General features: G+C 57.2%; 24 protein-coding genes and 2 pseudogenes. 20 read left to right on the top strand and 6 right to left on the bottom strand.

Annotation, left to right across the window (positions count from 1 at the left end; genetic code table 11):
* A partial coding sequence (gene tnpC / locus ACFVTJ_RS17955) for an IS66 family transposase (RefSeq protein WP_386909655.1) occupies nt 1–777 on the top strand: 777 nt, incomplete at its 5' end.
* Nucleotides 746–1048, top strand: coding sequence for a LysR substrate-binding domain-containing protein (locus ACFVTJ_RS17950; RefSeq protein ID WP_386909653.1), 303 nt, complete (start codon nt 746–748; stop codon nt 1046–1048). The genes tnpC and ACFVTJ_RS17950, both read left to right, overlap by 32 nt.
* A gap of 40 nt (nt 1049–1088) precedes the next feature.
* On the opposite strand, the gene ACFVTJ_RS17945 is transcribed toward ACFVTJ_RS17950, so the two are convergent.
* Nucleotides 1089–2363: a DUF2254 domain-containing protein gene (locus ACFVTJ_RS17945; RefSeq protein ID WP_386909651.1), complete on the bottom strand. Its 1275-nt coding sequence runs from the start codon at nt 2361–2363 to the stop codon at nt 1089–1091.
* Nucleotides 2364–2550: 187 nt separating this feature from the next.
* Between ACFVTJ_RS17945 and ACFVTJ_RS17940 the strand changes: the two are divergent.
* Nucleotides 2551–2729 (top strand): annotated as a pseudogene (locus ACFVTJ_RS17940) (dihydrodipicolinate reductase C-terminal domain-containing protein); the annotation flags it as partial.
* Nucleotides 2730–2946: 217 nt separating this feature from the next.
* Here ACFVTJ_RS17940 and ACFVTJ_RS17935 read toward each other — a convergent pair.
* Nucleotides 2947–3240, bottom strand: coding sequence for a LysR substrate-binding domain-containing protein (locus ACFVTJ_RS17935; protein WP_386909649.1), 294 nt, complete (start codon nt 3238–3240; stop codon nt 2947–2949).
* Between the two features lie 68 nt (nt 3241–3308).
* Nucleotides 3309–5471 carry a TonB-dependent siderophore receptor gene (locus ACFVTJ_RS17930; RefSeq protein ID WP_386909647.1) on the bottom strand — a complete coding sequence of 721 codons (2163 nt, stop codon included), beginning with the start codon at nt 5469–5471 and terminating at the stop codon, nt 3309–3311.
* 138 nt (nt 5472–5609) lie between these two features.
* Between ACFVTJ_RS17930 and ACFVTJ_RS17925 the strand changes: the two genes are divergently transcribed.
* Nucleotides 5610–6527, top strand: coding sequence for a LysR substrate-binding domain-containing protein (locus ACFVTJ_RS17925; protein ID WP_386909645.1), 918 nt, complete (start codon nt 5610–5612; stop codon nt 6525–6527).
* Between the two features lie 427 nt (nt 6528–6954).
* Here ACFVTJ_RS17925 and ACFVTJ_RS17920 read toward each other — a convergent pair whose 3' ends face one another.
* Nucleotides 6955–7215, bottom strand: a complete 261-nt coding sequence (locus ACFVTJ_RS17920) for a hypothetical protein (RefSeq protein WP_386909643.1) — start codon at nt 7213–7215, stop codon at nt 6955–6957.
* A gap of 290 nt (nt 7216–7505) precedes the next feature.
* On the opposite strand from ACFVTJ_RS17920, the gene ACFVTJ_RS17915 reads away from it, so the two are divergent.
* Entirely contained in the window at nt 7506–7823 is a 318-nt protein-coding gene (locus ACFVTJ_RS17915) for a hypothetical protein (protein ID WP_386909641.1), read from the top strand.
* A 249-nt stretch (nt 7824–8072) separates the two neighbouring features.
* Here ACFVTJ_RS17915 and ACFVTJ_RS17910 read toward each other — a convergent pair whose 3' ends face one another.
* Complete coding sequence (locus ACFVTJ_RS17910; RefSeq protein WP_386909639.1) at nt 8073–8279, bottom strand: ArsR family transcriptional regulator; 207 nt, start codon at nt 8277–8279, stop codon at nt 8073–8075.
* 304 nt (nt 8280–8583) lie between these two features.
* Between ACFVTJ_RS17910 and ACFVTJ_RS17905 the strand changes: the two genes are divergently transcribed.
* The 6 genes from ACFVTJ_RS17905 (at nt 8584) to ACFVTJ_RS17880 (ending at nt 14599) form a co-directional block, all read left to right on the top strand.
* Nucleotides 8584–9087: a hypothetical protein gene (locus ACFVTJ_RS17905; RefSeq protein WP_386909638.1), complete on the top strand. Its 504-nt coding sequence runs from the start codon at nt 8584–8586 to the stop codon at nt 9085–9087.
* 47 nt (nt 9088–9134) lie between these two features.
* On the top strand, nt 9135–9752 hold the full coding sequence (locus tag ACFVTJ_RS17900) for a hypothetical protein (protein WP_386909636.1): 618 nt from the start codon (nt 9135–9137) through the stop codon (nt 9750–9752).
* Between the two features lie 324 nt (nt 9753–10076).
* On the top strand, nt 10077–10925 hold the full coding sequence (locus ACFVTJ_RS17895) for a GGDEF domain-containing protein (RefSeq protein ID WP_386909634.1): 849 nt from the start codon (nt 10077–10079) through the stop codon (nt 10923–10925).
* Between the two features lie 948 nt (nt 10926–11873).
* Nucleotides 11874–12461, top strand: coding sequence for a hypothetical protein (locus tag ACFVTJ_RS17890; RefSeq protein WP_386909632.1), 588 nt, complete (start codon nt 11874–11876; stop codon nt 12459–12461).
* A 270-nt stretch (nt 12462–12731) separates the two neighbouring features.
* Complete coding sequence (locus ACFVTJ_RS17885) at nt 12732–13655, top strand: ArdC family protein (protein ID WP_386909630.1); 924 nt, start codon at nt 12732–12734, stop codon at nt 13653–13655.
* Between the two features lie 635 nt (nt 13656–14290).
* On the top strand, nt 14291–14599 hold the full coding sequence (locus ACFVTJ_RS17880; protein WP_386909628.1) for a DUF736 domain-containing protein: 309 nt from the start codon (nt 14291–14293) through the stop codon (nt 14597–14599).
* Nucleotides 14600–14939: 340 nt separating this feature from the next.
* Here the strand turns inward: ACFVTJ_RS17880 and traG are convergent, their stop codons facing one another.
* A complete protein-coding gene (gene traG, locus ACFVTJ_RS17875; RefSeq protein ID WP_386909626.1) occupies nt 14940–16820 on the bottom strand; it encodes a Ti-type conjugative transfer system protein TraG in 1881 nt (626 codons plus the stop codon).
* Here traG and ACFVTJ_RS17870 point away from each other — a divergent pair.
* The 9 genes and pseudogenes from ACFVTJ_RS17870 to virB11 form a co-directional block, all read left to right on the top strand.
* Nucleotides 16821–18197: pseudogene (locus tag ACFVTJ_RS17870) on the top strand (transporter); the annotation flags it as partial.
* The gene (gene virB5 / locus ACFVTJ_RS17865; RefSeq protein ID WP_386909624.1) at nt 18197–18898 is read left to right on the top strand and encodes a P-type DNA transfer protein VirB5; all 702 of its coding nucleotides are present in this window, start codon (nt 18197–18199) and stop codon (nt 18896–18898) included. The pseudogene ACFVTJ_RS17870 and the gene virB5, both read left to right, overlap by 1 nt.
* On the top strand, nt 18895–19128 hold the full coding sequence (locus ACFVTJ_RS17860; protein WP_386909622.1) for an EexN family lipoprotein: 234 nt from the start codon (nt 18895–18897) through the stop codon (nt 19126–19128). Before virB5 ends, ACFVTJ_RS17860 begins: the two co-directional genes overlap by 4 nt.
* A 4-nt stretch (nt 19129–19132) precedes the next feature.
* Complete coding sequence (locus ACFVTJ_RS17855) at nt 19133–20068, top strand: type IV secretion system protein (protein WP_386909620.1); 936 nt, start codon at nt 19133–19135, stop codon at nt 20066–20068.
* Nucleotides 20069–20103: 35 nt separating this feature from the next.
* Nucleotides 20104–20370 carry a hypothetical protein gene (locus ACFVTJ_RS17850; RefSeq protein WP_386909618.1) on the top strand — a complete coding sequence of 89 codons (267 nt, stop codon included), beginning with the start codon at nt 20104–20106 and terminating at the stop codon, nt 20368–20370.
* Nucleotides 20371–20373: 3 nt separating this feature from the next.
* Nucleotides 20374–21045 carry a virB8 family protein gene (locus tag ACFVTJ_RS17845; protein ID WP_386909616.1) on the top strand — a complete coding sequence of 224 codons (672 nt, stop codon included), beginning with the start codon at nt 20374–20376 and terminating at the stop codon, nt 21043–21045.
* Complete coding sequence (gene virB9, locus ACFVTJ_RS17840; protein WP_386909614.1) at nt 21042–21896, top strand: P-type conjugative transfer protein VirB9; 855 nt, start codon at nt 21042–21044, stop codon at nt 21894–21896. Before ACFVTJ_RS17845 ends, virB9 begins: the two co-directional genes overlap by 4 nt.
* Before the next feature lie 13 nt (nt 21897–21909).
* Complete coding sequence (virB10, locus tag ACFVTJ_RS17835) at nt 21910–23079, top strand: type IV secretion system protein VirB10 (RefSeq protein WP_386909612.1); 1170 nt, start codon at nt 21910–21912, stop codon at nt 23077–23079.
* 8 nt (nt 23080–23087) lie between these two features.
* Entirely contained in the window at nt 23088–24098 is a 1011-nt protein-coding gene (virB11, locus tag ACFVTJ_RS17830; protein ID WP_386909610.1) for a P-type DNA transfer ATPase VirB11, read from the top strand.
* The last annotated feature ends 63 nt before the right edge of the window (nt 24099–24161 follow it).

Below are 24161 nucleotides of genomic sequence, written 5' to 3'. Positions count from 1 at the left end.
GGATCCGGATCGGCCAAGACGGCCTGGCTTTGGGCTTATGCCCGCGATGACAGGCCCTTCGGTGGCAGTAGCCCGCCGATGGTTGCCTATCGCTTCGAAGATAGCCGTGCTGGCGATCGGGTCGCCCGGCATCTGAGTGGCTATCGCGGTATTCTGCAGGTTGACGGACATGGTGCCTATAACAAGCTTGCCAGATCTGACGGAGGCAATGACGGCGTGATGCTGGCCTACTGCTGGTCCCATAGCAGGCGCAAGTTCTACGAGCTCCACGCCTCAGACAGCTCCAGGATCGCCACCGAGACGGTGGAACTGATGGCGAAGCTCTGGCAGGTGGAAGAAACAGCTCGCGGGCAAAGCCCTGACGCCCGTGTCGCCGCGCGCCAGGCGACATCTGCTGCGGTTGTCACGAAGCTCTTCGCCCTCTGGCAGAAGACCCTACCTCGGATCTCTGCCAAGTCGAAGCTGGCCGAGGCGATCCGCTATGCCACCTCGCGTCGCTCCATCTTCGAGCGCTTTCTAACCGACGGCCGCATCGAGCTCGACAACAACATAGTCGAGCGTGCAATCAGACCCCAGACAATTACGAGAAAGAACAGCCTCTTCGCCGGCAGTGATGGCGGTGGAAGGACCTGGGCGACAATTGCCACGTTGCTCCAGACAGCCAAGATGAACGACGTCGATCCGCAGGCCTGGCTCACCCAAACCCTCGAGCGCATCGCCAAAGGATGGCCCAGCAGCGATCTCGATGCACTCATGCCGTGGAATTACACGCGCTGAACGGTCTCAGCTTGCCGCTTACGTACTAATGAACGCGCTTGAACCTCAAATCTGTTCAGCAGAAAATGGCGTTGGAATTGCTTGCGTGCCAGATATAGCAGTATCGGGACAGTTAGAAACCGGCTCTCTGATTAGCGTATTAGAGCCCTATCTTGAGGACCGAGCCAAGGTCAGCATTATGTGGCCAACAAGTCGGCATCTCTCGCCTAAACTGCGCGCTTTTTTAGACTTCGCAAGTACGGAACTATCCATGATATTGTCGATGTCTTGAAAGTTGATTGATCGCTCCGCGATGCATAACCCCCTACGGGTTAATCGCGCGCGGCATGCCACCGCGAAACTTCCGATAACCGCTCCTTGTCCATGTCCATGGTAAGAGATGCCTTTGCCCGGTCAAATGCAAGCCGAGCCTGTTTCAGTGCCGCAGCCTTGAAGTCATCGTCCCCCATAAGAGCGAGGGCGGCCAAAGTCTTCTGCATACGCAGTTGCACTTCGATCAGGCCAGCGCCGTCCCGCGCCATCAGCATGAAGGCATCCTCAAAAAGATCATCCGAATTGAGCGGTGGAACATGAACACGCGGATAGTCCGGCTCATAATCACTATCTTCGCGTTTGCTCGCGCTCCAAAGACTTAGCAGGCGCGTGTTGCGACCAATGACGTCAATCGCTGCGCCTGGATCGTTCGTGGCGGGAGAAAGTGCGCGTGAGCCGATTTCGCTCATCACCGCCAATCCGAAACGTGGATCCTGATCAAAGGACCGCTCATCTCCGACAGTGAACGCAGCTCTTACCCGCTCCACAGCGGCATCTGCGCCCTCGATTTTCCCATCTGCGATCCAGGCAAGAGGCGTATGCGGATAGACGAAGGTGCCGGGAACGGCGTTGACATACAGATCTTTGTCGTACTCTTCAGAGAACCGGGCAAGTGCGGGTATGTCCACATGCTGGATATACCCGATCGTGTCAGTCGTCACCTGAAAGGAGGCTGGCGGATCCTGCGCATCAGCATTCGGCAAAGGCACCCCGCCGAGATAGGGCTGTCGTAACCGACCCTCAAGAGCTTCGCGCGTCGCCTCCTCTACCCTGTCGGTCGTCTCCCCGACGCGGCCAAGCCGAGTCAAATGATCGATCCATCGTAAGAGAGAGATGACAACAAGTGCGATGACGGCGATCGTCACGATGAAGAGAACAACCCGCCCACGTTCGCCATAGGCTCCCGTTCTAAGGACGATCAGGCCGACGATACCAAACAGAAAAGAGCCGATGAATGTCGACAGAACCGTCTGTGTCAGGCGATCCTCAATCAACAGCTTCGTTGCACGTGGCGTGACATTGTTCGTCGCAGAGCCATAGGCGGACACCATAATGCTCAACGAAAACGTCGTCACGGCGAGCATGCTGGAGGCAATTATCGAAAGAATGCTGTCGACCGCATCAGCTCCGATACTACCCGGCATATCCCACGGAATATACCTCTCCGCGACAGCAGCGAGAATGGCAGCGAAGATGCCTAACGCGCCGATCAATGTGGCCCGAACCCACAGCCGGCGCGTCATTTGCGCCATCAACCATCGCCATTTTGGCATTTGTTCCCCTTCGCATACTGCAACTCAGAGGAATATTTAACGGAAAAAACCGCTTTCAAAATATTAATTCACGACGACGCTATAATCTGGAGCGAGATACGCCCTCATTCTTGCAAATCGAGTTAAAAGGCTATTTAGATTTTTTGAAAGATAACGCTTCATCCCGGTCACGTAGACTTCTGCTCCGCGGTCCTGCGGTATCGTAGGTGAGCGCAGTGTCGTGTTTTCTGCGACGAGGAGTTTGACACTTTCTCTTATGCTGCGCTTGATCGCGGTATATTTGCGCGTGGTGCGCTGGCCGCCGCGCGATTGCTCCCTGGACGAGCGCCAGGCGAATACGACATGCAGGATGTTTTGGGCCTTTGATCGCAACAACCCTATGATGTAGCGAGATATAGGTGGAGCTGAAACCGTCAATCGAGCTTTACCTCAGTCCGCCGATTGGAGAAGGCACAAACTAGCTGCAGGTTTGCTCAGGGCGTATGGAGCAATGAAGCGGGAGGAAATTGAAAGCCGCCTTCTCTGCACACTACGCAACCGGACGACCATCATTTTTTATCTCACCGAAAGTCGAACTCAGCATTCATCGAGCGACACCCTCATCCTGCTTGGATTCCTCTTTCAGCCAGCCGATGAAGTCCTGCACTGCAGGCCGCCTGCCAGCATCAGGCGAAGTCATTGCATAATATGCGAACTCTGCAGGCCATGGCCGATCCAGTGCAAGCGCCAAACGTCCGGAGGCGATTTCTTCGGCAGCATAGACATCCCGCACAAGGGCGAGCCCCTGACCGGCAATTGCCGCCCGAACAAGGCCGGCAATAGATCCCGCGAGGTCGAGACAGGATTTCGGGGAGAAAGAAAGATGGAGGAGGCGCATGGCCTCGATAACGTGAGGCAATGCAGAGCGGCGGCGAGGGCGGCGTTCCTGCGTTAAAGACTCCCACGTCACCACGAAAAAGTCAGCTTGCCCATCACCGTTCGCCCGTCGCCGTAGGTGCAGCCGAATGTGCCGCAGCTGGCAAGAAATTCCCTGTTTGCGATATTTTTCAGGTTGAGAGAAGCTGTAATGCCGTCCTTCTTGTAGGTCAGCGCTGCATCAAACAAAGTGACTGCCGCCAGATCATAGGTATTTGCGCTGTCGCCATATCGCTGGCCGACATACCGAACGCCGGCCCCGATGCCAAAGCCCTGCAGCGCTGTGTCTTCGTTGAAGCTATAGTCCAGCCAAAGGCTTGCAGCATTTTCTGGAATATTATCCGGCCGTTTTCCATCGTTCAGCCGACCTTCGATTTCCGCATCCATATAGGAATAGGCAGCGCGTAGGTTGAGACCGTCCATCAGGCTGGCAACGCCCTCAAGTTCCAGCCCTTTGACGCGAACACCGTCGAGCTGTGTCGTCACGCCGCCGACCGTCGAAGAAACGTTCGACTGACGCAGGTCATAGAGAGCGGCCGAGAAGAAACCATCCCAATCTTCCGGCTGGTATTTCACGCCGACTTCGACCTGCTCACCCGCCGTTGGTATGGGAGATGAGAGCGTTGCCGTCGGAAGAACAGGCTCGAAGGATGTGCTGTAGCTCACGTAAGGGGCAATGCCGTTTTCAAAGACATAGCCAAGGCCCGCCCGGCCGCTCAGCTCGTGATCATCCTGGTCAAGCGACCGCGGATTGATCGCACTTGTTAAGGCGAGCCCGTTAAGCGATGTCCCACGCGTGCTTGCCCAGTCCTGCCGGAGGCCGACCGTTGCGCGCCAATTGTCGTAGGAGAGCTCGTCCTGTACATAAATGCCGACTTGCGTAAGGTCGGATTTAACCGTCGTATCGAGTGTCGGCGCAATCAGCGTGATCGGGCCGCCGTAAACGGGATTGAGAATATCTAGCGGCGTTGCCCGGAAGAACTGGGTGCGGACGTTGTTGCTGAAGTGGCGATAGTCCAACCCGACCAGAAGCTTGTGTTCAATGTCGCCGGTATCGAATTCGCCAAGTAGATTATTATCAACGCTAAACGTGTTCAGGGATTCGTCTTGCAAGGTCGCGTTTCGCAAGATCGATTGACCGTCCGACCCGACGCCGGGTCCAAGAACCGCACTCGCAACCGTCGAGGACATGCCAAGCGACCGATAATCCCAGTCGAAGTTCGAAAAGCGCAGGTTCTGGTTGAAGGTCCAGGTGTCACCCAGGTGATGCTCAAGCTCGTAGCCGAAATTGGTGAGGGTGCGGTTGGAATGATCGAAGCTCTTGTCGCCGACGTAGAAATCCGGGCCAAGGGTTTTGCTTGTGGCGTTGTAGGAGAAACGTGGCGGTATGCTTGACGGCGTGCTCGGATTGTCGTGTTGCACACTGGTCAGCACCGTTAACGTGGTATCTTCATCAGGCTGCCATGTAAGCGCAGGCGCGACGAAATAGCGGTCGTTGTCCAATTCATCGACTTGCGCGCTGGCGACCCTTGCCAGTCCTGTCATGCGATAGGCAAAATCCGAACCCTCCGTGAAAGGCCCACCGAAATCGAAGTAAATGCCATAGGTATCATAGGAGCCGATTTGGAAGCCGACTTCACCGAAACGGTCAAAGGTAGGACGCTTGCTGATAAGATTGATGATCCCACCTGGATTCCCTTGGCCGAACATGACCGACGCAGGTCCACGCAGTACTTCGATGCGCTCCAGTTGATAGGGATCGACCGACGGCGCGCCTGCCGTGCGCATCATGCGTAACCCGTTGAGGTATTGCGCCTGGCGACCATCGAAGCTGCGAATTCTGGGAGAATCGAAGCGGGGGTCCGAGCCGTTCGGCTGGCTGACGACGCCGGGTGTATAATCCAAAGCCTGGCTAACGGTTTCCGCGTCCTGGGCTTTGAGCTGATCGGTCGTTATGACGGATATTGATTGCGGTGTTTCGAGAACGGGCGTTCCGGTCTTCGTGGCGGTGGAGCTTGTCCTAGCGACAAAGCCCTTGATCGGCGCCTTGGGGTTTTGGGACTTCTCGCCTGTGACGATGACGGGGGCAAGTACGGTTGCGCCCTCCGTGCTTTGTGCCAGCACCACCGATGACGTCGTCGACATCAAAACAGCAAATGCGAGCGACGTGGGATAACGAGAAATCGAGTTCATTTGAAAAGCCCAGGCGGAAAACTGGATTTTTCTATTCATATTAATGGGAATCTTCCAATAAATGGGTTAGGGAGTTTTCAGAACTATGACTTCTGAAAACTCGACCAGCTCTGGCTTACAGATGGTCCCGGAGACCCTATGGACACCAAATCGCAAAAAGTCCCCGCATTGGAGCTTCGACATCTTCGTTACTTCATTGCACTTGTAGAAGAGCGGAATTTCGAGCGTGCGGCTTTCAGATTGGGTATCGCGCAGCCGGGCCTCAGCCAGCAGATTCTCAAGCTGGAAGAAATCGTTGGCGTGTCGCTAATTGATCGAGCGCGCCGATCGGCGAAACTGACGCAGTCAGGCCATACTCTTTACGAGGAGGCGCTGAAGATCGTTGCTCAAGCGGATGCGGCTGTGACGGCGATCAAGCGGATAGGCCGCGGCGAGATGGGGCGTATATCGGTTGGCTATGTTGCATCAGCCGCCTATTCAGGGGCGGTGGTGGACTCAATTCGGGAATTTCGGCTTGAGCATCCCAAGGTCGATGTTCATCTGGTCGAAATGGAGTTGCGCCAACAGCTGTCGCGCATCGGTGAGGGACTTCTGGACTTTGGCTTCATTCGCTCGCCAGCGCCAATTCCAGAAGGTATTTCAATCCATGTGATCCGCCGCGAGCGGCTCATACTAGCGGTGTCGGAAGAGGAGAAGCGCTCCCTTTCCGGTGGTGCAGATCTCGAAACATTCGCAAACCACAGGTTTCTGGTACCCAACCAGCCAAGAGACGTTGGTTTTCATGCCACAACAATCGAAGCGTGTCAGCTTGCTGGTTTCGCACCCGAGATCCAGATCGCAGGATTCGACTTCACCGGCGTCGGCAGCATGGTCGCAATTGGCGGGGGTGTCGCTCTGGTGCCTGCTTCGCTGGCCAATGTCACTTTGCCGGGACTTTCGTACATTGAACTGCCAACCCAATCCGTCACATCCGACATCGCGGTTGCCTATCGAAAGATCGAACCATCGAGAGTCGTACGCGCATTCATCACCCAGAGCAGGCGGATAAAGCCATGAGCGGAGGGTTGTCTGATCAGTAGGTGCTCATTGGCGAGCATACCAAGCTGTCACCGGTCAACTTCGTTATTGTTCCAGCTCCGAGCGTGAGTGAGGTCAAGTATGTCGAAGCGGGATCGGCAGGGCATTTTTGCGACCCCTTGACGACATCACTCGGCTTCGCGGTCCCGGAAATGGTAAAGGCCTTGGCGGCAGAAGCTGCGAGCAATCGAGGGTCAACTGGCGGCAGATCTGATCACGAGACCATCGCGGCAGCTGCATAGCTGCGTTGCACAATAAATGTTTTCCTATTGGTCAAAAATCAGGCATAACGCCTCTAGCTGATGCACATGACGGTCACCTCCCAGTTCCGTCGCAACAGCTGTTCCCCTCTGGAGGTTTGATAACTCCACACTTCATGGGCCGCGGTTTCCGCAGGCCCATTTTTTTATTCTTCGTTCGCCTCGTCCAATGAACCCAAGGGATTTTTGCCGAGGCCAGTTTTGCGTAAGCACCGCCGGTCGGCAGATTGAAGAGCAATTATTTCAAGGTACCGGTGGCGCATAGCCTTCATGTCGATATCTCCTCGGATCCATTCTTCCACCGCGGCGAGGAAGGCGGGATCAGCGTCAATCGGCGCACCGCGCGTTATCGCACGATCAAAGACACGCTGCGCGATGGCTCTCCGGGTCTCGGGTGTTGTGCTCATACTGTTTCGCCTGGCATTCCTGATGAGGCGAGATCTAGCAGTCGATGATACAAATCGCGACTTGAAATTGCCCTTCGTCAACAATATCTGAGGAACACTCCCCGATGAGACGGTGTCCTGCTTGCTGCAATCGCCGCGGCGTTTGACGTTGTCCCGGGATACAGAAGAAGGCGCTCCTCTCACGGGTCGAGCGCCTTTTTTGTGTCTGATGCCACCGCAAATGCGGTGCTGCACCTTGACCTTGTCACCTTTGCGAATGAGATCTGCACTAAAACACTTAGTGGGAACACATGCCATTTTTTCTCGTGACGCATACATTGCTGGTTGAAGCTCAAGATGAGCGGGAGGCCGCTCAAATTGGCGTCGATCGCCTCCGCTCCGGAGGAGAGATTACCGTCGCGGTCAAATCGGATGAAACAACGATCACGCACGTTGTGGTCGCCGCCGTGGTCGAAGAGCCTCTGCCGGTCTCGCCATCCGAGGCCGCCGACCCGCCGCGTGCTACTGCCGCTATCTCCGAAGCTGGTCCTGCTGCACCGGAAACCAAGAAGCTGATCCTGAAGCGTATGCTTGCCGATGGTCTGGCTCTTCTTCGGCGCCGAACGTAGTCTCTTCCTTGATGGTCGAGCCTTCACCATTCTATCGTCTTCGAGCGCCGGTTCGAATTGAAAGTGGGTTTACAACGCCGATAACCTCTACGTCGCCGGCAGTTGCGTTCTTCCGACCGGCGGGCACGCAAATCCGACGATGCCTGCAGTGGCTCTTGCCATGCGCCTGGCGGACCATCTTGCTGAAACAATCAGGGCTGTCCAATCTATCGAGTTGGCCAAGTCCCGAAACGCTGGTACCTGCGACACCTAGACTCGACTTTTGCGAGGGTGCGACAGGGGATAGCCATTCTTTTTTTCAAAACTGGGGCTGAAGATCTCGCTCAGCATATCAAGGACGCGCTGAACGCCTGGATTTCGGCAGATGTAATAAACCGTCTGGCCGTCCTTGCGCGTCGCGACTAGTCCATCGCGGCGAAGCTTGGCAAGGTGCTGTGAGATAGCCGACTGGCTCATATTCAGCCGCTCAGCCAGACTGCCAACCGAGCTCTCATTTTCGCAACAAAATCTCCAGCCTGACCTCGTTTGAAAGATTGGATAACAATCTCGCCTTAGAAGAATTTGAGTACATGGTACCGATCCGGAACTGTTCAACCTTGTCCTGACCTCGTTTGATCAACATCGGACAAGTAGCGATCAGATACGCCAAGCTGCGCTTTGCCCTCAACTCTGAGCTTTCCCATACTATGCAACAAACTTAAGGCGGGCAAGTTATGCATATAGTGCCGTCATAGGTTCAACTGACAGCAATGGAAAAGAGATGCGCGACTTCAACGATGACATAAAGTATGTCGGCGGTTTGAGCGATTCCATCGGGTTCTTTAGCTGGGTTCTTGCCGACAATCTTCTTTTTGCCGATGCGGTATTCGCGTCACTCTATGAGATACCCGTTGACGATGTAGTCAAGGGCATGCCTGTCGAGACCATCCTCTCAAAGATCGTTGAGGAGGACAGGGCGGTGATTGCCCGGAATACGCATGAAGCAATAATTTCCGGCAATACATCCGCGTCATCTTACGCCGTGCAGCTCAAAAATGGCGGGCGAAAATGCCTCGTCGCCTATGGGCGATGTCTGAGGGACAGCAATGGCGAACCGTCTGTGTTCACGGGGGCTGTGATGGATGCCGTCATGCCGGACGTTACATTTGGCTCCAATGCGCTTGAAGCCCATTGTCGCGCGGCCTATGAGATTGCAAGCCGAAACGGTGACGTTCTTGCTGCGCGCTATCTCAAGTCGGCGTTGGCACTCGTATCGGGATCGTGACACGCGCCTCAAGAATACTGAAATTCGATGCGGGCGTTGGAGGTTCAATGACCACGCGACATCTACTGATCCTGTTTTTGGCAAGCGTCTTCATCTCTGGCGCGGGTGCAATCGATGCGGCGGAGCAGGCCCGCAAGGACGATCACATTATCGTCTTTATGCGCCACGGAGAAAAGCCGTCAAATGGCTTGGGCCAGCTGAGCTGCCGGGGCTTGAACAGGTCCTTGGCACTGCCGGCAGTTCTCACGAGATTGTTTGGCAAACCTGATCGTATCATTGCGCCCGATCCATCCCGGCTAAAGCAAGATGGTGGTGAGAGCTACGCCTATGTCCGACCGCTTGCGACAATCGAGCCAACAGCGATTGCAAACGGCCTGCCAGTAGAAACGTCGATAGGCTACGACGACGTCAAGGAATTGGTGAGCACTTTGGATCCCACCGATCATCCAGACCATGTGACCTTCGTCGCATGGGAGCACAAGAAGCTGGTCAAGGCTGCAAGGGCGTTGATGGAGGCTGAAGGCGGGGACCGTGATGAAATCCCTAAATGGTCAGGCGATGATTTCGATAGTCTTTATGTTCTCAACTTTCCTGGGAACGGCGGGAAGCCGCAGTTCAAGCATATAACGCAGGGACTGAGTGCATTGGCCGAAACATGTCCTTAATGGTCGCGGCTTATAAGGCGCTCCGTCCATTGCACCCGTAATCCTATTGACTGATTTGGTTCTGCAAGACTTGCCCGTGTCCTGCTGGCGGTCCTTGTGCCCCTATGTATTCACGGAGGTTTTTCTTTTTTCCTGGTAGCGGCTCTGAGCCCGCGGAGCGCGGTCCGCGATGCCGTCAGCGCAGGTGCCGTCGCTTCATGGTGACTTACACAGATATCTCCACCTCCAAAATATCGCCCATCCAAAAGCAGAGTGGGTCGCTACCCGCAATTTCTCTAAATAAGAGGCGACTGATAGATAGCCAAATCGATGTTTGAGGATCCCTTGAATAAAATCAAATCGTCCATCGTTGCGAAGATTTTTCTTGTCTGCTTCGTCAGCGTCCACGTGCCGCTCATTGCTCTTGTTACGTTTCTGTCGCTCGGCTTCCAACCAAGTGCCCTGTCGATTTTTGGTCTTGTCCTCAGCGCAACACTGGTCGGGACGGTTCTGTGTCTTTACGCGATCTGGCGTCTTATCAGTCCACTTAACCGGCTTGCATCGGTTTTGAAGCGTTATCCGGACGACAAAACGATCCTGACCCTCCCAGCAACTGCACCAGATGAAATCGGCACCGTTACCGATAGTGCGCGTTCCATGCTGCTGAAGGTCGAGGACTTGACCAGGAAGCTCAAGCATCAAGCAAGCACGGATTTTCTCACGGGCCTCGGAAACCGCAGGGCACTGATGGAACGCATGCCGGTTATTCAGGCCCACGCCAGCCGGTCTGGAGAAGCGGTTTCCATCATCCTCTTCGACCTAGACCACTTTAAGCGGATCAATGACGAATATGGACATGAGACCGGCGACAACGCGCTGATGGCGGTTGCCGAGGCCGTCAAGGATCACTTGCGCCCCTATGATTATGCGGCAAGGATCGGCGGCGAAGAGTTTTGCATCGTGTTGCCCAGGGCTGACATGACCTCGGCGCTGGTCGTGGCTGAACGGCTGCGTAACGCCGTCGCTGAATGTGTTGTCGAGCCGCTCGCGAAAGGCCGCATCACCTGCAGTTTCGGCGTTGCTGATGCTCGACAGAACGAGAAGCTCCAGGAGCTCCTTCTGAGGGCAGATGCCGCGCTATACCAGGCTAAACACGGTGGGAGAAATCTCGTGAAGAGCGCCCAGTCAAAATGACTTGGGGTGAACAAGATAAAGAGCCGTCCGACGGATAGTAAGTGTCACGGTCGACGGCCTTTTCCTGTGGCCAGAGAGGCACGGCCCTCCGGTTGAGAGCATGAGCAGCATTTTGACCCTCAATTCATCTCTCAAAGAATGAAGTGAGCCCCTGCGCCAGTTCTAAAGGTGCCTCTTCCGCCATGTGGTGCCCGCTGTCTATTCCCCGCCTTGAAACCGGATGCGTTGACCAGGGTTGCCATATTGCCAGGACATCTCCGTATAGTTCTTCAAGGTCGTCCTGCATCGACCACAATACCTGCAGCGGGAGACTCAGCGGCATCTGAAATGCCTGACCTGACAGCTCATGGCGCGCGACTAGGCAGGCGACGACAGTGAACGTCCAGAGCCGGACGCGTCGAAGATCTCGCCCTCGTATTTACTATCAGGAACTCATCGACCGCCGCAGCTTCGAGCGCTGTTCGAGATGGACATGATCACCTGCAAGCACGCGATGCAAGAGCAGGTCATCAGTGAACTCCAGCATCGCGACGATGCGCCTATGCATCATCCGGCGGCAGGGGCGACCCTAAACGAAGGCGCTTGATGCGAAACTTGCCTAACTTCGATGTTTGCGGGATGGCGGGCAGGGCGATAAACCGTTCCTTGCCCCTCAAGACGAAAATCCGGCCCGTGCCGGACTGCCCTTCTTATTCGCTGCGGTCTGAACCGGCGGCCGGGCGTTTCAAGGCCGCTGTCGCGCCGCGGAGCGGCCGATCCAGCCTCCCTGCGCGAGAGCAGGCTCGCGGTCCCAAGCAGGTCGAAACCTGCTGGCACGCAAACCTGCCCTGCTTGCTCAGCCGGCTCGGACCTGTGAAGCCGCCCGTCCTTTGCCGGTTCCTGTCGTCCGCATCGAAGGGCAGACCGGCATCGGCCGGAACCGCTTCGGCAGCAAAGGAAGGAACAGACATGGCCAAGCCCGCAACTCCCAACCGCTCCAACGCACGGATCTCGCAAGCTCGCCGCGGAGCAACCCTCGAAATGGTCCGCCTCTCGTGCCCCGACGCCTCCCAGGCACTCAAGATCGCCGAAAGCTTCGGTACAGCAGTCGTCGACAGCGATGGCATCCGCAGCCTGCATGAACGGCTGATCGTCGAAACCGCCGACAGCCTCTCCGAGGGGTTGGGCGAGAGAGCCATGCAGATCCATCTGCAGCGCATCGTCGGGGCCTTCGTCGGATCGGCGCACGGCGCCGGGCAGTTCTACTCCCGCGCCGTGACCGAGGCGCGCGACGCAACCGCCAAGGCATACAACGACGCCCGCGACGAGGATCTCGACGGCCCGGTCGGCTATAACAGCGCCGCCCAGCGCAAGCGGGAATTCGCGGCCGATATGGGTATCCAGTCCCATGCGCTGCGCATGGCAGCCGAGGGCGCGGTGGCAGCCTATGAACATGTCGTCGGCGAGACCTGGAAGCCATTCGACCGGCCGGTCGAAAATCCGGGTGCATCCCTCGACCGCAAAGCGGCGGAAGTTCAGATGGCCGCTTTCGGTTGACGCACTTGGCGGGGTCGCGCCCCGCCATTTCTCTCTTTTCAGGCTGGCGCCCACGGGCGCCGGCTTTTTTCATGTCGAAAATAAGGCTGGCCACACCCCGATCGCGGCCGTCCCGATCGGCGGTCCTGCAGGAGCCGGGTGCCCATGCAACGGCTTCGCCGTCCTCCACGCTGTTGCGGCCGTTCCGGTGCATGGCCACACCATCGGCCCCTGTCTTCGGACCTCCGTGACGGACCGCGATCGGCGCGTTCCTGAAAGGAGAGGAAAGTCATGGCAAAGAAATCAGAATTGGATCGTGTGGACATCTACACGCGGATCACCGGTCGGATCGTCGAGGATCTGGAAAAAGGCGTCCGTCCCTGGATGAAACCTTGGAGTGGGGCCAACACCAACGGCCGCATCTCGCGGCCGCTGCGCCACAACGGTCTGCCCTATTCAGGCATTAACGTGCTTCTCTTGTGGTCCGAACAGTTGTCGCGCGGCTTCGCCTCGTCAATGTGGATGACGTTTAGGCAGTCCCAAGAACTGGGCGGGGCCGTGCGCAAGGGCGAGACCGGTTCGACCGTCGTCTTCGCCAGCCGCTTCACCAAGTCTGAAGCGGACGGGCATGGCAACGAGGTCGATCGGGAGATCCCGTTCCTGAAAGCCTATTCAGTGTTCAACGTCGAGCAGATCGATGGGTTGCCTGATGAATATTATGCCGCTCCGGCCAAGGTCCTTAATCCGATCGCGCGGATCGAGAGCGCCGATCGCTTCTTTCTGCATACTGGCGCAGTCATTCGGCACGGCGGCAATCAGGCATACTATTCCCCGGTTATGGACTACATCCAGATGCCGCCTTTCGAGGCGTTTCGCGACGCTGCCGGATACGCGGCTGTCCTCAGCCATGAGGCAACCCACTGGACGGCGGCGGAACACCGTCTAGGGCGTGACCTGTCGCGCTATGCCAAGGACCGGACCGAGCGGGCCCGGGAAGAACTGATTGCCGAACTTGGCAGTTGCTTCCTTTGTGCCGATCTCGGTATCGCACCGGAGCTTGAACCGCGGCCGGACCACGCTTCTTATCTTCAGTCGTGGTTATCGGTGCTGGCCAACGACAAGCGGGCGATATTCCAAGCAGCGGCTCACGCACAGCGTGCGGTTAGCTTCCTTCATTCCTTGCAGCCCGAGACGGATGTGCAGGCTGCGGCCTGACGCTCGAGCGCGGTCGTCACCACCGGTGGCGGCCGCGTAGTCTATATCACGCTATTCGCTAAGACCTTGCGCAATGTGAGCATTCAGCCTTCCCCAGATCGACGGTTTTGCAGTGTCGGACTGGGGTTTGCGGGACGGTTTGCGTTCGACGATGAACGGCTTGGTCTGCTGACGCATTGATCCTCCCGGCTAAGATTCGTGAGGGCAACGATATCGCACCGGGCGCAGTCAGCAAGCGGGCCAATGTTAGCTGGAACGCTTGTCCCCTGATGAAGCCGACGATGAGCGGTCCCGGCCTGCGTGGCGCGGGATGGCCTTCGTACCCAAGGCAGGCGCAGCGGAACGCCGTTGCCATATCCCTTCCCGTCGGAGTTTCAGGCAACCCATCTGCGGGCTCGATGAGGCATGTCTGACCGGAGACCGGCTGCGCCTCGATCGTCTTCCCGCAACGGCCACAACCACTTTTCTTACCCCTGCCGGCTACGCCGCCATTCCTCTCCGACTAACAAAAGTGGCAGTTGCCGCCCTCCACTTTGTTCCGGCCTTATCAGGTGCGGTCCGATCGTCACCGGTCTTTGCGACAGCCATCGAGGCCGCGATGGGCGCGGCCCGAACTTAAGAAAAGGAATACGACGATGGCAACCATCGGCACCTTCACCTCCACCGAAAAGGGCTTCACCGGCTCCATCTGCACTCTCGCCCTCAACGTCAAGGCTCGCATCGCCCGGGTCGAGAACCTCTCAGATAAGGGCCCGCAGTTCCGCGTCTACGCCGGTAGCGTCGAGCTGGGTGCGGCCTGGCAGAAGACCTCCGAGCAAGGCCGCGACTATCTCTCGGTCAAACTCGACGATCCGAGCTTCCCCGCGCCGATCTACGCAACGCTCGCTGAGGTCGAAGGCGAAGAAGGCCTCCAGCTCATCTGGTCCCGCCCGAACCGGGACTGATTGAGGTCACGGGGCTCCGCGGCTGGCGGAGCCTTTCCTCTGACCGAAGTGTCAAAGCCGCACCCGGCATGGAGCCAGGTCCGGCTCTTTGGTTCCATACGGAGGGGAAGGAAACCTGCTCAGTATCCGATGATGATGCCGACGGGATTGCCGTCGTCAAGGATGAGCGGTGCCCCCAATTTCGAATTGGCAGCGAAGCCGCCAACACGAAATCGGCTTGGGAATTGCGGCGGCCGCGACGACTACGATACAGGAGCATCTGTCATCTACGCTGGAGAGGCTTTAGGGCGGGTTTGGCAAATAGAAGCCGAATAGGGCCGGTAAGAAAACGTCTGAGTCGTCAAGGCCCCAGCTTGGCGAACCTGTTGGGCCTGGCTTGCATATCCATTTCCTTCCTCCTGAAGTAGATCGCCCGTCCGCAGCGGATCGGACTGTGGCCCTGGACGATAATGATCTGCTCGTCCTTGCGCATCGATTGTGTGATTTCGTGCGGCATAATGAGCGGTCGGCGCTGGAAAGTGATGCTTTCTGATTTCCGCGATGCGCTGTTTTTCGTACCCCAGCCGAGATTGCGAGAACTGCCTTTGACTTCGACAGTCATTTCTCCACATTGGGCAGAGACGTTGCGGGCGGTATCCAGTGCCTTGATCGCGGCGTAACTCGCGAAAGCGCAGCCGTCGATCCACGACACCGCACCGTCTTTTCCGAAGTGCCGTTCCAGTTGCCCGACGGACTGGTACATCAGCATCATGCTAATGCCATACTTGCGACCGCGATCGCGCGCCTCTTCAAGCACGCGCATGTAGCCAAGCAGATCGACTTCGTCCAAAATGAATAACGCTCGCCTCGTGAACGCACCATCCGCTTCGATCATCGCGTTGATCAGCGAGCCGATGATCACCCGACCGATACCGGGATAGGACCGCAGGATCGATGCGGGGATGTTGATAAAGACGTCTTTCTTTCCGCCAGCGATCTCGCTCGATTTGAACGTGTTGCCGCAAACCAGTGCCGCGTAATTATCGAGCGACAGCCATTGCGTATCCTTCGATGCCGTCGAATAGACGCCTGAAAACGTTTGCTCGGTCATGTTAACAAAGACGCCGAGTGTTTCGCGGATGAAGGCGGACGCGGAGTGTTCCTGTACGTCGCGCAGCATGGCGAGCACGGAGGTTTCCGGCTCGGAGACGATCTGGCGCAGGCTGCGCAGATTTCGCTGTCCTGCATATTCCGGTGACAGCATCACATGCGCCAGAAGACCAGTCAGCAGATTGTGCGCCTGCGATTGGAAGTAAGAGCCAGTCGACGATTCGAAGCGTAAGCTTTCCGAGAGTAACATGTGCGCAATGCCGACAATGTCCTCTTCCTTTTTTAGCGAGTGCTCGATTCCGTCGAGCACGTTAAATCCCATGACCGGATCTGCCGGATCGAGCACAACAACCTCTCGGTTGAGTTTATCTCTTCGGTGGTCAACGACCATCGGGGCCACCTCGGTGGAAGGATCCAGGCAAATGAGGGGACCCGTATATCTGAGCGCCGTCGGCACGACGTTGCTGGTGGTCTTGAAGCCACCGGAGCCCGCGAAGAAAAGCATGTGAGTCGAATCGAAATCCTGGGCGTAGGTCAGCAGCGGGGCTTTGCCGCCACGTCCCCAGGTGGCCGGATTGTTCGGATCGAACGGCAGCTCATGGACGAGTTCCTTGTCGACCCTGTAGCGCTCGCCGATGACGATTTCGCCATCATCGGGAAACAGCCGTGCCGCCGCCGACATCGGCAGCCAGTCTGCATCTCCGAATGTTCCGCGCCTGGCGCGCGTCACCTGTTCGGGCACGACGCTGGAGATGCGCGCCGCGACCGCGGCCGCCACGAATCCCATCGCTGCGCCAATGACCGCAATCATGTCGACGAATGAGAGCGCCCGATCCCAGGTCAGCACACCGCTCTCTACGAGCGGCTGAAGCCGCCCGAACTCGCGCAACGCGTAAAAGCCGGCCATCAGGAGAAAGCAGAGAAAGCTTGCCAACGCCACGGGTCTTCGCCGATGCAGGGGCAGCGCCCAGACCGCCAGCAATCCAGCCAGCGGCCCGAACAAAAGGACGGGCACCGGTGACGCCCGAAGGAACCAGTATTGCGTCTTGCCTGTGATGCCGGTCGCCAATTCAGGCCAACGCCAGTGGGCGACGTAAAAGGAAAATCCGGTGACGGCGATGGGAATGATCATGAGCAATTAACCGACAATCTGGCAAAGGTTCGTGCCAGCCTGACCAATGGCGGGGCAGTCGTTGCGCGCGAGGATCTTGGCCTCGAAGCGGCATGGTGGGCGCAACTTCCGGGCAATTTTCGTCACCGCGCGCGCTCGGGCGCGATCAGCTCGAAGAATTTCGCAGCATTGTCACCGTTCCATTCCTATCCGGTCGGACAGAAGGACGGCAATGAGTGGGGACCTGCCGTCGCCGTGCTCAAGACCGCTTCAGGCTCGCCTTACTACTTCAATCTCCATTATGGCGATCTGGGCAACACCTTCATGTGCGGTCCGTCCGGAGCGGGTAAAACCGTGATTGTCAATTTCATGCTGTCACAGCTCGAAAAACACGACCCGCACGTGGTGTTCTTCGACAAGGATCGCGGCGCGGACCTTTATGTTCGCGCCGCCGGAGGCACCTACCTGCCACTGAAGAACGGGGTCCCCACCGGCTGCGCTCCCCTGAAGGCCCTCAACCTGACGCCGGAGAACAAGGTGTTCCTGGCGCGCTGGATCGGCAAGCTTGTGGGTTCAGGGGCGCGGGAACTGACTGTCACTGAACTTCGCGACATCTCCGGCGCGATCGACGGCCTTGCCGACCTGCCCGCTGATCGACGGACAATAGGGGCGCTGCGGGCTTTCCTCAACAATACGGATCCGGAAGGTATCGCGGCGAGGCTCCGCCGGTGGGAGGAGGGAGGGCCGCTCGGCTGGGTCTTCGACAATGTCATCGAAGATATCGGATTTGGCGATTTCGGCGAATCAGGGAAGTTCATCGGCTACGACATGACCGACTTCCTCGACAACGAGGAAATTCGCACACCGCTGATGGCCTATCTCTTCCATCGCGTCGAGCAGGTGATCGATGGGCGACGGATCATCATCGTCATCGACGAATTCTGGAAGGCGCTACAAGACGAGGGGTTCCGCGATCTTGCGCAAAACAAGCTGAAGACAATCCGCAAACAAAATGGGTTGATGCTGTTTGCCACGCAAAGCCCACGCGACGCGCTGAACTCGCCGATCGCGCACACGATCATCGAGCAATGCCCGACACAGATCTTCCTGCCCAACTCGCGCGGCAACCATGCCGACTATGTCGATGGCTTCAAGCTCACCGAGCGCGAATACGAATTGATAGCGCGCGAGCTTTCCGTTGAAAGTCGGAGGTTCCTGTTGAAGCAAGGACACAACAGCGTCGTAGCCGAGCTCGATCTCAACGGTTTCGATGACGAGCTCGCCATCCTATCCGGCCGGACCGCCAATGTCGAACTTCTCGACTCGATCCGCGCGGAGGTTGGAGATGACGTTGAGAACTGGCTTCCCATTTTCCAACAGCGAAGGAGTGCTAGCTGATGACACCACCCTATCGACTTCATGGCGTACTGCTCAGCGCGGTGCTCATGTTTGCCGCTGAAGGCGCGTCAGGGCAGGGGATTCCTGTCAACGATCAGGCTGCGATTGCCAAGCAGATCGAGAGCATCGCGCAGCTCAAGTCGCAACTCGACGCGCTCAATGAGCAGATCGGCCAAGCTCGGCAGCTTTATGGCTCGCTGAACAAGCTGACCGATATGGCGGATGTCGCCAAGGTTCTCAACGATCCGTCGATCCGCAGGGTGCTTCCCTCCGACTTCGCTGCCATCGAGGGTTTGCTCAAAGGCAACGGCACCGGCGTGTTCGGTGATTCCGCCTCAAGGTTTCTGGAAGGCAACTCGACTTACCGCACTGATGCCGATGATTTCTACGCTCAGGAATTGTCCCGGCTTCAGAACAAGAATGCCGGGCAAATGAGCCTTGGTGAGCAGATCTACGATGCGGCGACCAAGCGCATCGACGGGATTGATCAGTTGCGGGAAAAGATTTCCACGGCTGGCGACGCCAAAGAGATTGCCGACCTGCAGGCTCGGCTGCAGGCCGAACAGGCATTTCTTCAGACCGACGTTTTGCGGATGGAGGGGCTGAGGATGGTGCAGCAGGCGTACAACCAGGTCGACGAACAACGCAAGGCGGAGGACTGGCGCCAACGGATGGACGCTATGAAGGCGGCGTTGCAGTGAGTCGCCCTATCATCGTCTTTTCCCTCGTGCTTTTGGCGGCTTGCTCGCAAGAGGCGGACAGGACTCATACCGTGGACGAGTTCGTAGCCGACACCGAATTGCTGTCCCGCACGATTACCGAGTGCCGCAACAACCCGGGTGAATTGCGCCAGACGCCCAATTGCCTGAACGCGGAAGCGGCCGAGGTTAAGCTCCGGCTGCAGAACATGCGCAAGGCATTGGGAGGCTGATCCAATGTACCAGGTGTTTGAGTTTATCGATGGTCAGTTCAAGCGGCCGTTGGAGATTTTCGTCTCGGATGGAACGTCGAACATAGCAGAATGGGTCACTGGTCCGTTGACGGTGGCAGTGACCCTTTACGTCGTCCTCTACGGCTATCTCATCCTTCGGGGCTCGGTCCAGGAACCCATCCTTGACTTTGCCTTCCGCGCGATGAAGCTCGCGATCATAGTGATGCTGGTGAAGAACGCCGGCGAATACCAGACCTATGTCACAAACATCTTCTTCGATGTATTGCCACGCGAGATCGCTCAGGCGCTGAATGCAGGTACGGCGCCGAGTGCCAGCACCTTTGACAGTCTGCTAGACAAGGGCCAGGCCTCTGCGACCGATATCTGGACCAGGGCTTCCTGGCCGATTGACATCGTCACGGGTGTGGGCGGCATAATGGTGATCGGCGTCAGCTTTCTGGTGGCGGGGATAGGTTATGTTGTTTCCCTTTATGCACGGTTGGCGTTGGCGGTCGTCCTGGCGATCGGGCCGATTTTCATTGCGCTTGCCATGTTTCAATCGACGCGCCGTTTTACCGAGTCGTGGATCGGGCAGCTCGCAAACTTCGTGATCCTTCAGGTCCTTGTCGTTGCCGTCGGTTCGCTTTTGATCTCCTGCCTCGACTCGACCTTCACCGCAATCGACAGCTACAGCGACGTCCTTATGCGCCCTATTGCTTATTGTGCCATCGGGATAGCTGCCCTGTACGTATTCTACCAGCTACCCGGCATTGCATCGGCGCTGGCGTCCGGCGGCGCCTCGCTGGTCTATGGTTACGCGGCCGCACGCGATGCGCATGAAGGCATGCTGGCCAGAGTAGCCTCCCACACCGGCCGGATGATCGGTCGCGGTGCCCGGTTTGCCCGCAGCGCCTTCGGATCAAGAAATGCGGGCTTATGACACCCATTCCAGAACATTAGATAAAGGCCCGCTGAATGATTAAGCCTGCCCTGTTGATCGTCTTTTCAGCCGCACTTGTCGGCTGCGCTTCAATGACCCACCCCTTGCCGAACTGCGACGGCTATTCGCGCCGCCCAATGAACCGCTCGATGTGGGACTGGGAGGGCGGCAGCAAGCTGAAACAGCAGCAATCCAACACGAGTTCGTCCACTTCTCTCACACCTTTCGTAAAAGAGACCAACGAGACTTCCGCTTTTGCGCATCTGGACATCGACGGCTCCTATCGTCGCTGTGAGGTATGACACATGGTGACGACAGATAATCTCAAGAGCTACTTCGACAAAGCACGTCGTTTCGACCAGGACCGGATGATCCAGGTCGAACGATCGAACAGCATTGCCTGGTCGATCGCCATAGTTTCAGGCATTGTCGCCGCTGTAGCCGTCTTCGCGGTCGCGTGTCTCACACCCCTCAAGACGGTTGAGCCCTTTGTGGTGCGCGTCGACAATTCGACCGGCATCGTCGACGTCATTTCGGCGCTGACATCGACGGCTGGCACCTACGATGAGGCGGTGACAAAATACTTCGCTGCAAAATATGTGCGGGCCCGCGAGGGTTACGTCTGGAGTGAAGCAGAGGGAAATTTCCGCACCATCGCCCTCTTGTCGACGCAAGCGGAGCAAACGCGTTTCGCGGCCCTCTACCGTGGCAGCAACCCGCAATCGCCCCAGAATACTTATGGTCGCGGGGCGACAGCAAGGATCGATGTTGCTTCAATCTCCCTCATCAACCAAAATGTCGTTTCCGTACGCTACATGCGAACCATCACTCGTGGCGAGGAAGTACGAACGACCCATTGGGTTGCGTCGATTACCTATTCCTACGCGAACGCTCCGATGTCCTCGACGGACCGGCTCGTAAACCCGCTTGGCTTTGTCGTCAGCGAGTATCGGGCTGATCCGGAGGAGGTGAGATGATGCGCATCCCTCGAATTTCTGCACTCATCGTGACCCTTTCGATGTCGCCAGCGTTTGCGCTTGAGATTCCCCGAGGTGCCTCGCAAGACAGTCGTATCCGGTTCGTGAACTACCAACCCTACAACATCACGAGGGTGGTCGGCACTCTGCGGTCATCCGTACAGGTCGAGTTCGCGGCGGACGAGGAAATCGCCCACGTCGCGCTCGGCAATAGCGTCGCCTGGGAAGTTGCGCCAGCCGGCAACATCCTGTTCCTGAAGCCACGCGAGAGCCAGCCGGTGACGAATATTTCCGTGGTTACGACGCGCAGGGACGGCTCGACACGGAGCTACCAGATGGAACTGACAGCGCGCGACGGTTCCGTAGAGGCTGGTCAAAACACCTACTTCTACGTGAAGTACAGGTATCCAGGTGATGACGCCGAGCTTCGCCGCCAACAGGCAGCGTCGAGGGCTCTCGCGGCCCAGGCGAAGGACGCCGACAATGTGCTGGCGCTTCACGAAGCCTATGGCCCTCGAAACTGGCGCTATTCTTCTCAGGGATCGCAGGCACTGGAGCCGCAAAGCGTCTACGACAACGGCAAGATTACGACGTTCGCCTTTGTGGGTAACCAGGAAATGCCCGCGATCTATATGGAGAATTCCGACGGTTCCGAAAGCCTTGTTCCGAAGTCGGTAGATGGAGATCTGGTGATGGTGCATGCGATCAGCCGCAAGTTCATCCTGCGTCGGGGCAAGGATGTGCTCTGTGTCTTCAACGAAGCCTACGACCGCGTCGGTATCAATCCTGACACCAACACAACGTCTCCTTCGGTGGAGCGCGTCGCAAAGAGCGACATTACCGGGCAATAAGGAAGGAACAGTCATGGCTCAGGAAGACGAGGATCGCATCCCCGGAGAGCGTGCCGAAACCCTCACCAATCGTCAGATCGACAACAGCCCTCTTTTGAAACGCGGCGCTGTCGCTGTTGCGATCATCGCGTTTGTCAGCTTCGCGCTCTGGTCGACGACGGGAAAGAAGGGAAGGGATGAAAATGTTCAGCCCCAACGGATCATTATTCGTCAGACGACCCCCTTCGAGGCCGCAAAAGAGAAAGTTGAACCGGACCAGGCGCTCCCTGAAGTAAAATTGCCAACGCCTGTCGTCGAACCGGTCATTGAAGAGCAGGACAAGCTGCTCGATTCCGCCCGTCGCGCCCCCGTGATGGCCTTCAGTGCAGGGCAGAGGAATCGGAAAGAGCTGAGGGAAAGCGACAGCTCTTATCCTTCCGACAACAGTAATTTCGTGCCGCTGGACAACAATTCCGTTCAGAACCGGCAAAACAATGAGCATCAGCGTTTCGATGACCTGCTGCGGCCAACACGGCTTGAAGGATCAAGGGCCGGTGCACTCGGAAACCGCAATTTCATCGTCGCGATGGGAACGTCCATTCCCTGCGTTCTTGAAACCGCGTTAGCATCCGACCAGCCGGGATTTACCACTTGTGTGATCAACCGCGATGTTCTTTCTGATAATGGCAGAGTGGTCTTGATGGAAAAGGGCACGCAGGTTGTCGGCGAATATCGTGAAGGGCTTCAACGCGGGCAAAAGCGCCTGTTCATTCTCTGGAATCGCGCGAAAACGCCGAAGGGCGTTATCGTCACTCTCGCATCACCATCAACCGACGCACTTGGTCGTGCCGGTGTCGACGGCCATGTCGACACCCATTGGTGGGAGCGGTTCGGCAGCGCTCTTCTGCTTTCCGTTGTCGGGGACGCGACGAACTATGCAAGCAGTCGGCTGCGGGACAGCGATGGCGACGCGCAAAAAACAACGAGTACCAGTCAACAGGCGGCCGCCATAGCGGTCGAGCAGTCCATCAATATCCCGCCGACGCTCAATAAGCACCAAGGTGAAGCGGTTTCGATCTTTGTCGCTCGCGATCTCGACTTTTCCGGCATCTACGGTCTTCGGGTGAGCGAACCCAGAAACCGCGTTTTCGATCGTGCAGTCCTGGGGGATTTCGCGCCACGATCAACGCTCCTGACGAAATAGCGCGCGAAATGTCAGACATGCAGGAATCGGCTGTCGTCAGCGAGCTGTTGAAGCCGCTTTCGACATTCCTTCAGGACGGGTCCCTTTTTGAAGTCGTTGTCAATCGGCCCGGCCAGGTGCTGACGGAAGGTCCCGGTGGTTGGCGGACCCATGAAATGCCGGACCTGACCTTCGAAAAACTCATGCGTCTTGCCCGGGCAGTCGCGAGTTTCTCTCATCAGTCGATTGATGAGACGCATCCAATATTGTCTGCGACGCTACCAGGGGGTGAGCGGATCCAGATCGTCATTCCCCCGGCGACCATCAATGAGACTGTCAGCATGACAATCCGCAAGCCTCCCTCGGTCGACTTCAGTCTTGATGATCTGGAGGAAAAGGGATTTTTCCAGACAGCGTGCGCAGCGACCAGTACCTCCTCCTCCGCGCAGGATGAGGAACTTTGCGAAACATATCGTGCCGGCCATTTCAAGGATTTCCTGCGACAGGCGGTCATCGCTCGAAAAAATATCATTATTTCTGGCGCTACAGGTTCGGCGAAAACAACGCTTTCCAAAGCATTGATCAAATATATTCCCGAAAACGAGAGGGTCATTTCAATCGAGGATACTCCCGAGCTCGTTATCTCACAACCGAACCACGTGCGCTTATTCTACTCGAAAGGAGGGCAGGGGCTTTCGCGTGCCGGACCGAAAGAGCTTCTCGAATCCTGTCTTCGTATGCGGCCAGATAGGATTCTGCTTCAGGAGCTTCGCGATGAGACGGCCTTTTTTTATATCCGGAACGTGAATTCGGGCCATCCTGGCTCGATAACTACTGTCCACGCAAACTCGGCCGAATTGGCTTTTGAGCAGCTGGTCTTGCTCGTTAAGGAGTCGGAGGGCGGAGCAGGCCTGGACCGGGCTGACATCGTGGCTTTGTTGAAGGCGAGTATCGATATCGTTGCTCAGTGCAGGCGAGAAAAAGGGAACTTTCGGCTGTCTGAGGTGTATTTCAGGGGCGAGCGTAGAGCCAAGGAATAGCAAACTGAGCGGTTCACGCAGTTTCGCGGAGGTGAGACGGGATACTCAACTTTGCCCAAGTGG

It is taken from the genome of Agrobacterium sp. NPDC058088 (assembly GCF_042885035.1).
In the GTDB taxonomy this organism is placed as follows: domain Bacteria; phylum Pseudomonadota; class Alphaproteobacteria; order Rhizobiales; family Rhizobiaceae; genus Agrobacterium.
The sequence above is the reverse complement of the archived record's forward strand: the minus strand, read 5'-3'. Positions and strand labels throughout refer to the sequence as shown.

What these genes read in the sequence shown, in the direction of transcription:
- ACFVTJ_RS17950 (WP_386909653.1), top strand. Translation starts at nt 746, where the DNA reads ATGCACTCATGCCGTGGAATTACACGCGCTGAACGGTCTCAGCTTGCC.
- ACFVTJ_RS17945 (WP_386909651.1), bottom strand. Translation starts at nt 2,363, where the DNA reads ATGCCAAAATGGCGATGGTTGATGGCGCAAATGACGCGCCGGCTGTGG.
- ACFVTJ_RS17935 (WP_386909649.1), bottom strand. Translation starts at nt 3,240, where the DNA reads ATGCGCCTCCTCCATCTTTCTTTCTCCCCGAAATCCTGTCTCGACCTC.
- ACFVTJ_RS17930 (WP_386909647.1), bottom strand. Translation starts at nt 5,471, where the DNA reads ATGAACTCGATTTCTCGTTATCCCACGTCGCTCGCATTTGCTGTTTTG.
- ACFVTJ_RS17925 (WP_386909645.1), top strand. Translation starts at nt 5,610, where the DNA reads ATGGACACCAAATCGCAAAAAGTCCCCGCATTGGAGCTTCGACATCTT.
- ACFVTJ_RS17920 (WP_386909643.1), bottom strand. Translation starts at nt 7,215, where the DNA reads ATGAGCACAACACCCGAGACCCGGAGAGCCATCGCGCAGCGTGTCTTT.
- ACFVTJ_RS17915 (WP_386909641.1), top strand. Translation starts at nt 7,506, where the DNA reads ATGCCATTTTTTCTCGTGACGCATACATTGCTGGTTGAAGCTCAAGAT.
- ACFVTJ_RS17910 (WP_386909639.1), bottom strand. Translation starts at nt 8,279, where the DNA reads ATGAGCCAGTCGGCTATCTCACAGCACCTTGCCAAGCTTCGCCGCGAT.
- ACFVTJ_RS17905 (WP_386909638.1), top strand. Translation starts at nt 8,584, where the DNA reads ATGCGCGACTTCAACGATGACATAAAGTATGTCGGCGGTTTGAGCGAT.
- ACFVTJ_RS17900 (WP_386909636.1), top strand. Translation starts at nt 9,135, where the DNA reads ATGACCACGCGACATCTACTGATCCTGTTTTTGGCAAGCGTCTTCATC.
- ACFVTJ_RS17890 (WP_386909632.1), top strand. Translation starts at nt 11,874, where the DNA reads ATGGCCAAGCCCGCAACTCCCAACCGCTCCAACGCACGGATCTCGCAA.
- ACFVTJ_RS17885 (WP_386909630.1), top strand. Translation starts at nt 12,732, where the DNA reads ATGGCAAAGAAATCAGAATTGGATCGTGTGGACATCTACACGCGGATC.
- ACFVTJ_RS17880 (WP_386909628.1), top strand. Translation starts at nt 14,291, where the DNA reads ATGGCAACCATCGGCACCTTCACCTCCACCGAAAAGGGCTTCACCGGC.
- traG (WP_386909626.1), bottom strand. Translation starts at nt 16,820, where the DNA reads ATGATCATTCCCATCGCCGTCACCGGATTTTCCTTTTACGTCGCCCAC.
- virB5 (WP_386909624.1), top strand. Translation starts at nt 18,197, where the DNA reads ATGACACCACCCTATCGACTTCATGGCGTACTGCTCAGCGCGGTGCTC.
- ACFVTJ_RS17855 (WP_386909620.1), top strand. Translation starts at nt 19,133, where the DNA reads ATGTACCAGGTGTTTGAGTTTATCGATGGTCAGTTCAAGCGGCCGTTG.
- ACFVTJ_RS17850 (WP_386909618.1), top strand. Translation starts at nt 20,104, where the DNA reads ATGATTAAGCCTGCCCTGTTGATCGTCTTTTCAGCCGCACTTGTCGGC.
- ACFVTJ_RS17845 (WP_386909616.1), top strand. Translation starts at nt 20,374, where the DNA reads ATGGTGACGACAGATAATCTCAAGAGCTACTTCGACAAAGCACGTCGT.
- virB9 (WP_386909614.1), top strand. Translation starts at nt 21,042, where the DNA reads ATGATGCGCATCCCTCGAATTTCTGCACTCATCGTGACCCTTTCGATG.
- virB10 (WP_386909612.1), top strand. Translation starts at nt 21,910, where the DNA reads ATGGCTCAGGAAGACGAGGATCGCATCCCCGGAGAGCGTGCCGAAACC.
- virB11 (WP_386909610.1), top strand. Translation starts at nt 23,088, where the DNA reads ATGTCAGACATGCAGGAATCGGCTGTCGTCAGCGAGCTGTTGAAGCCG.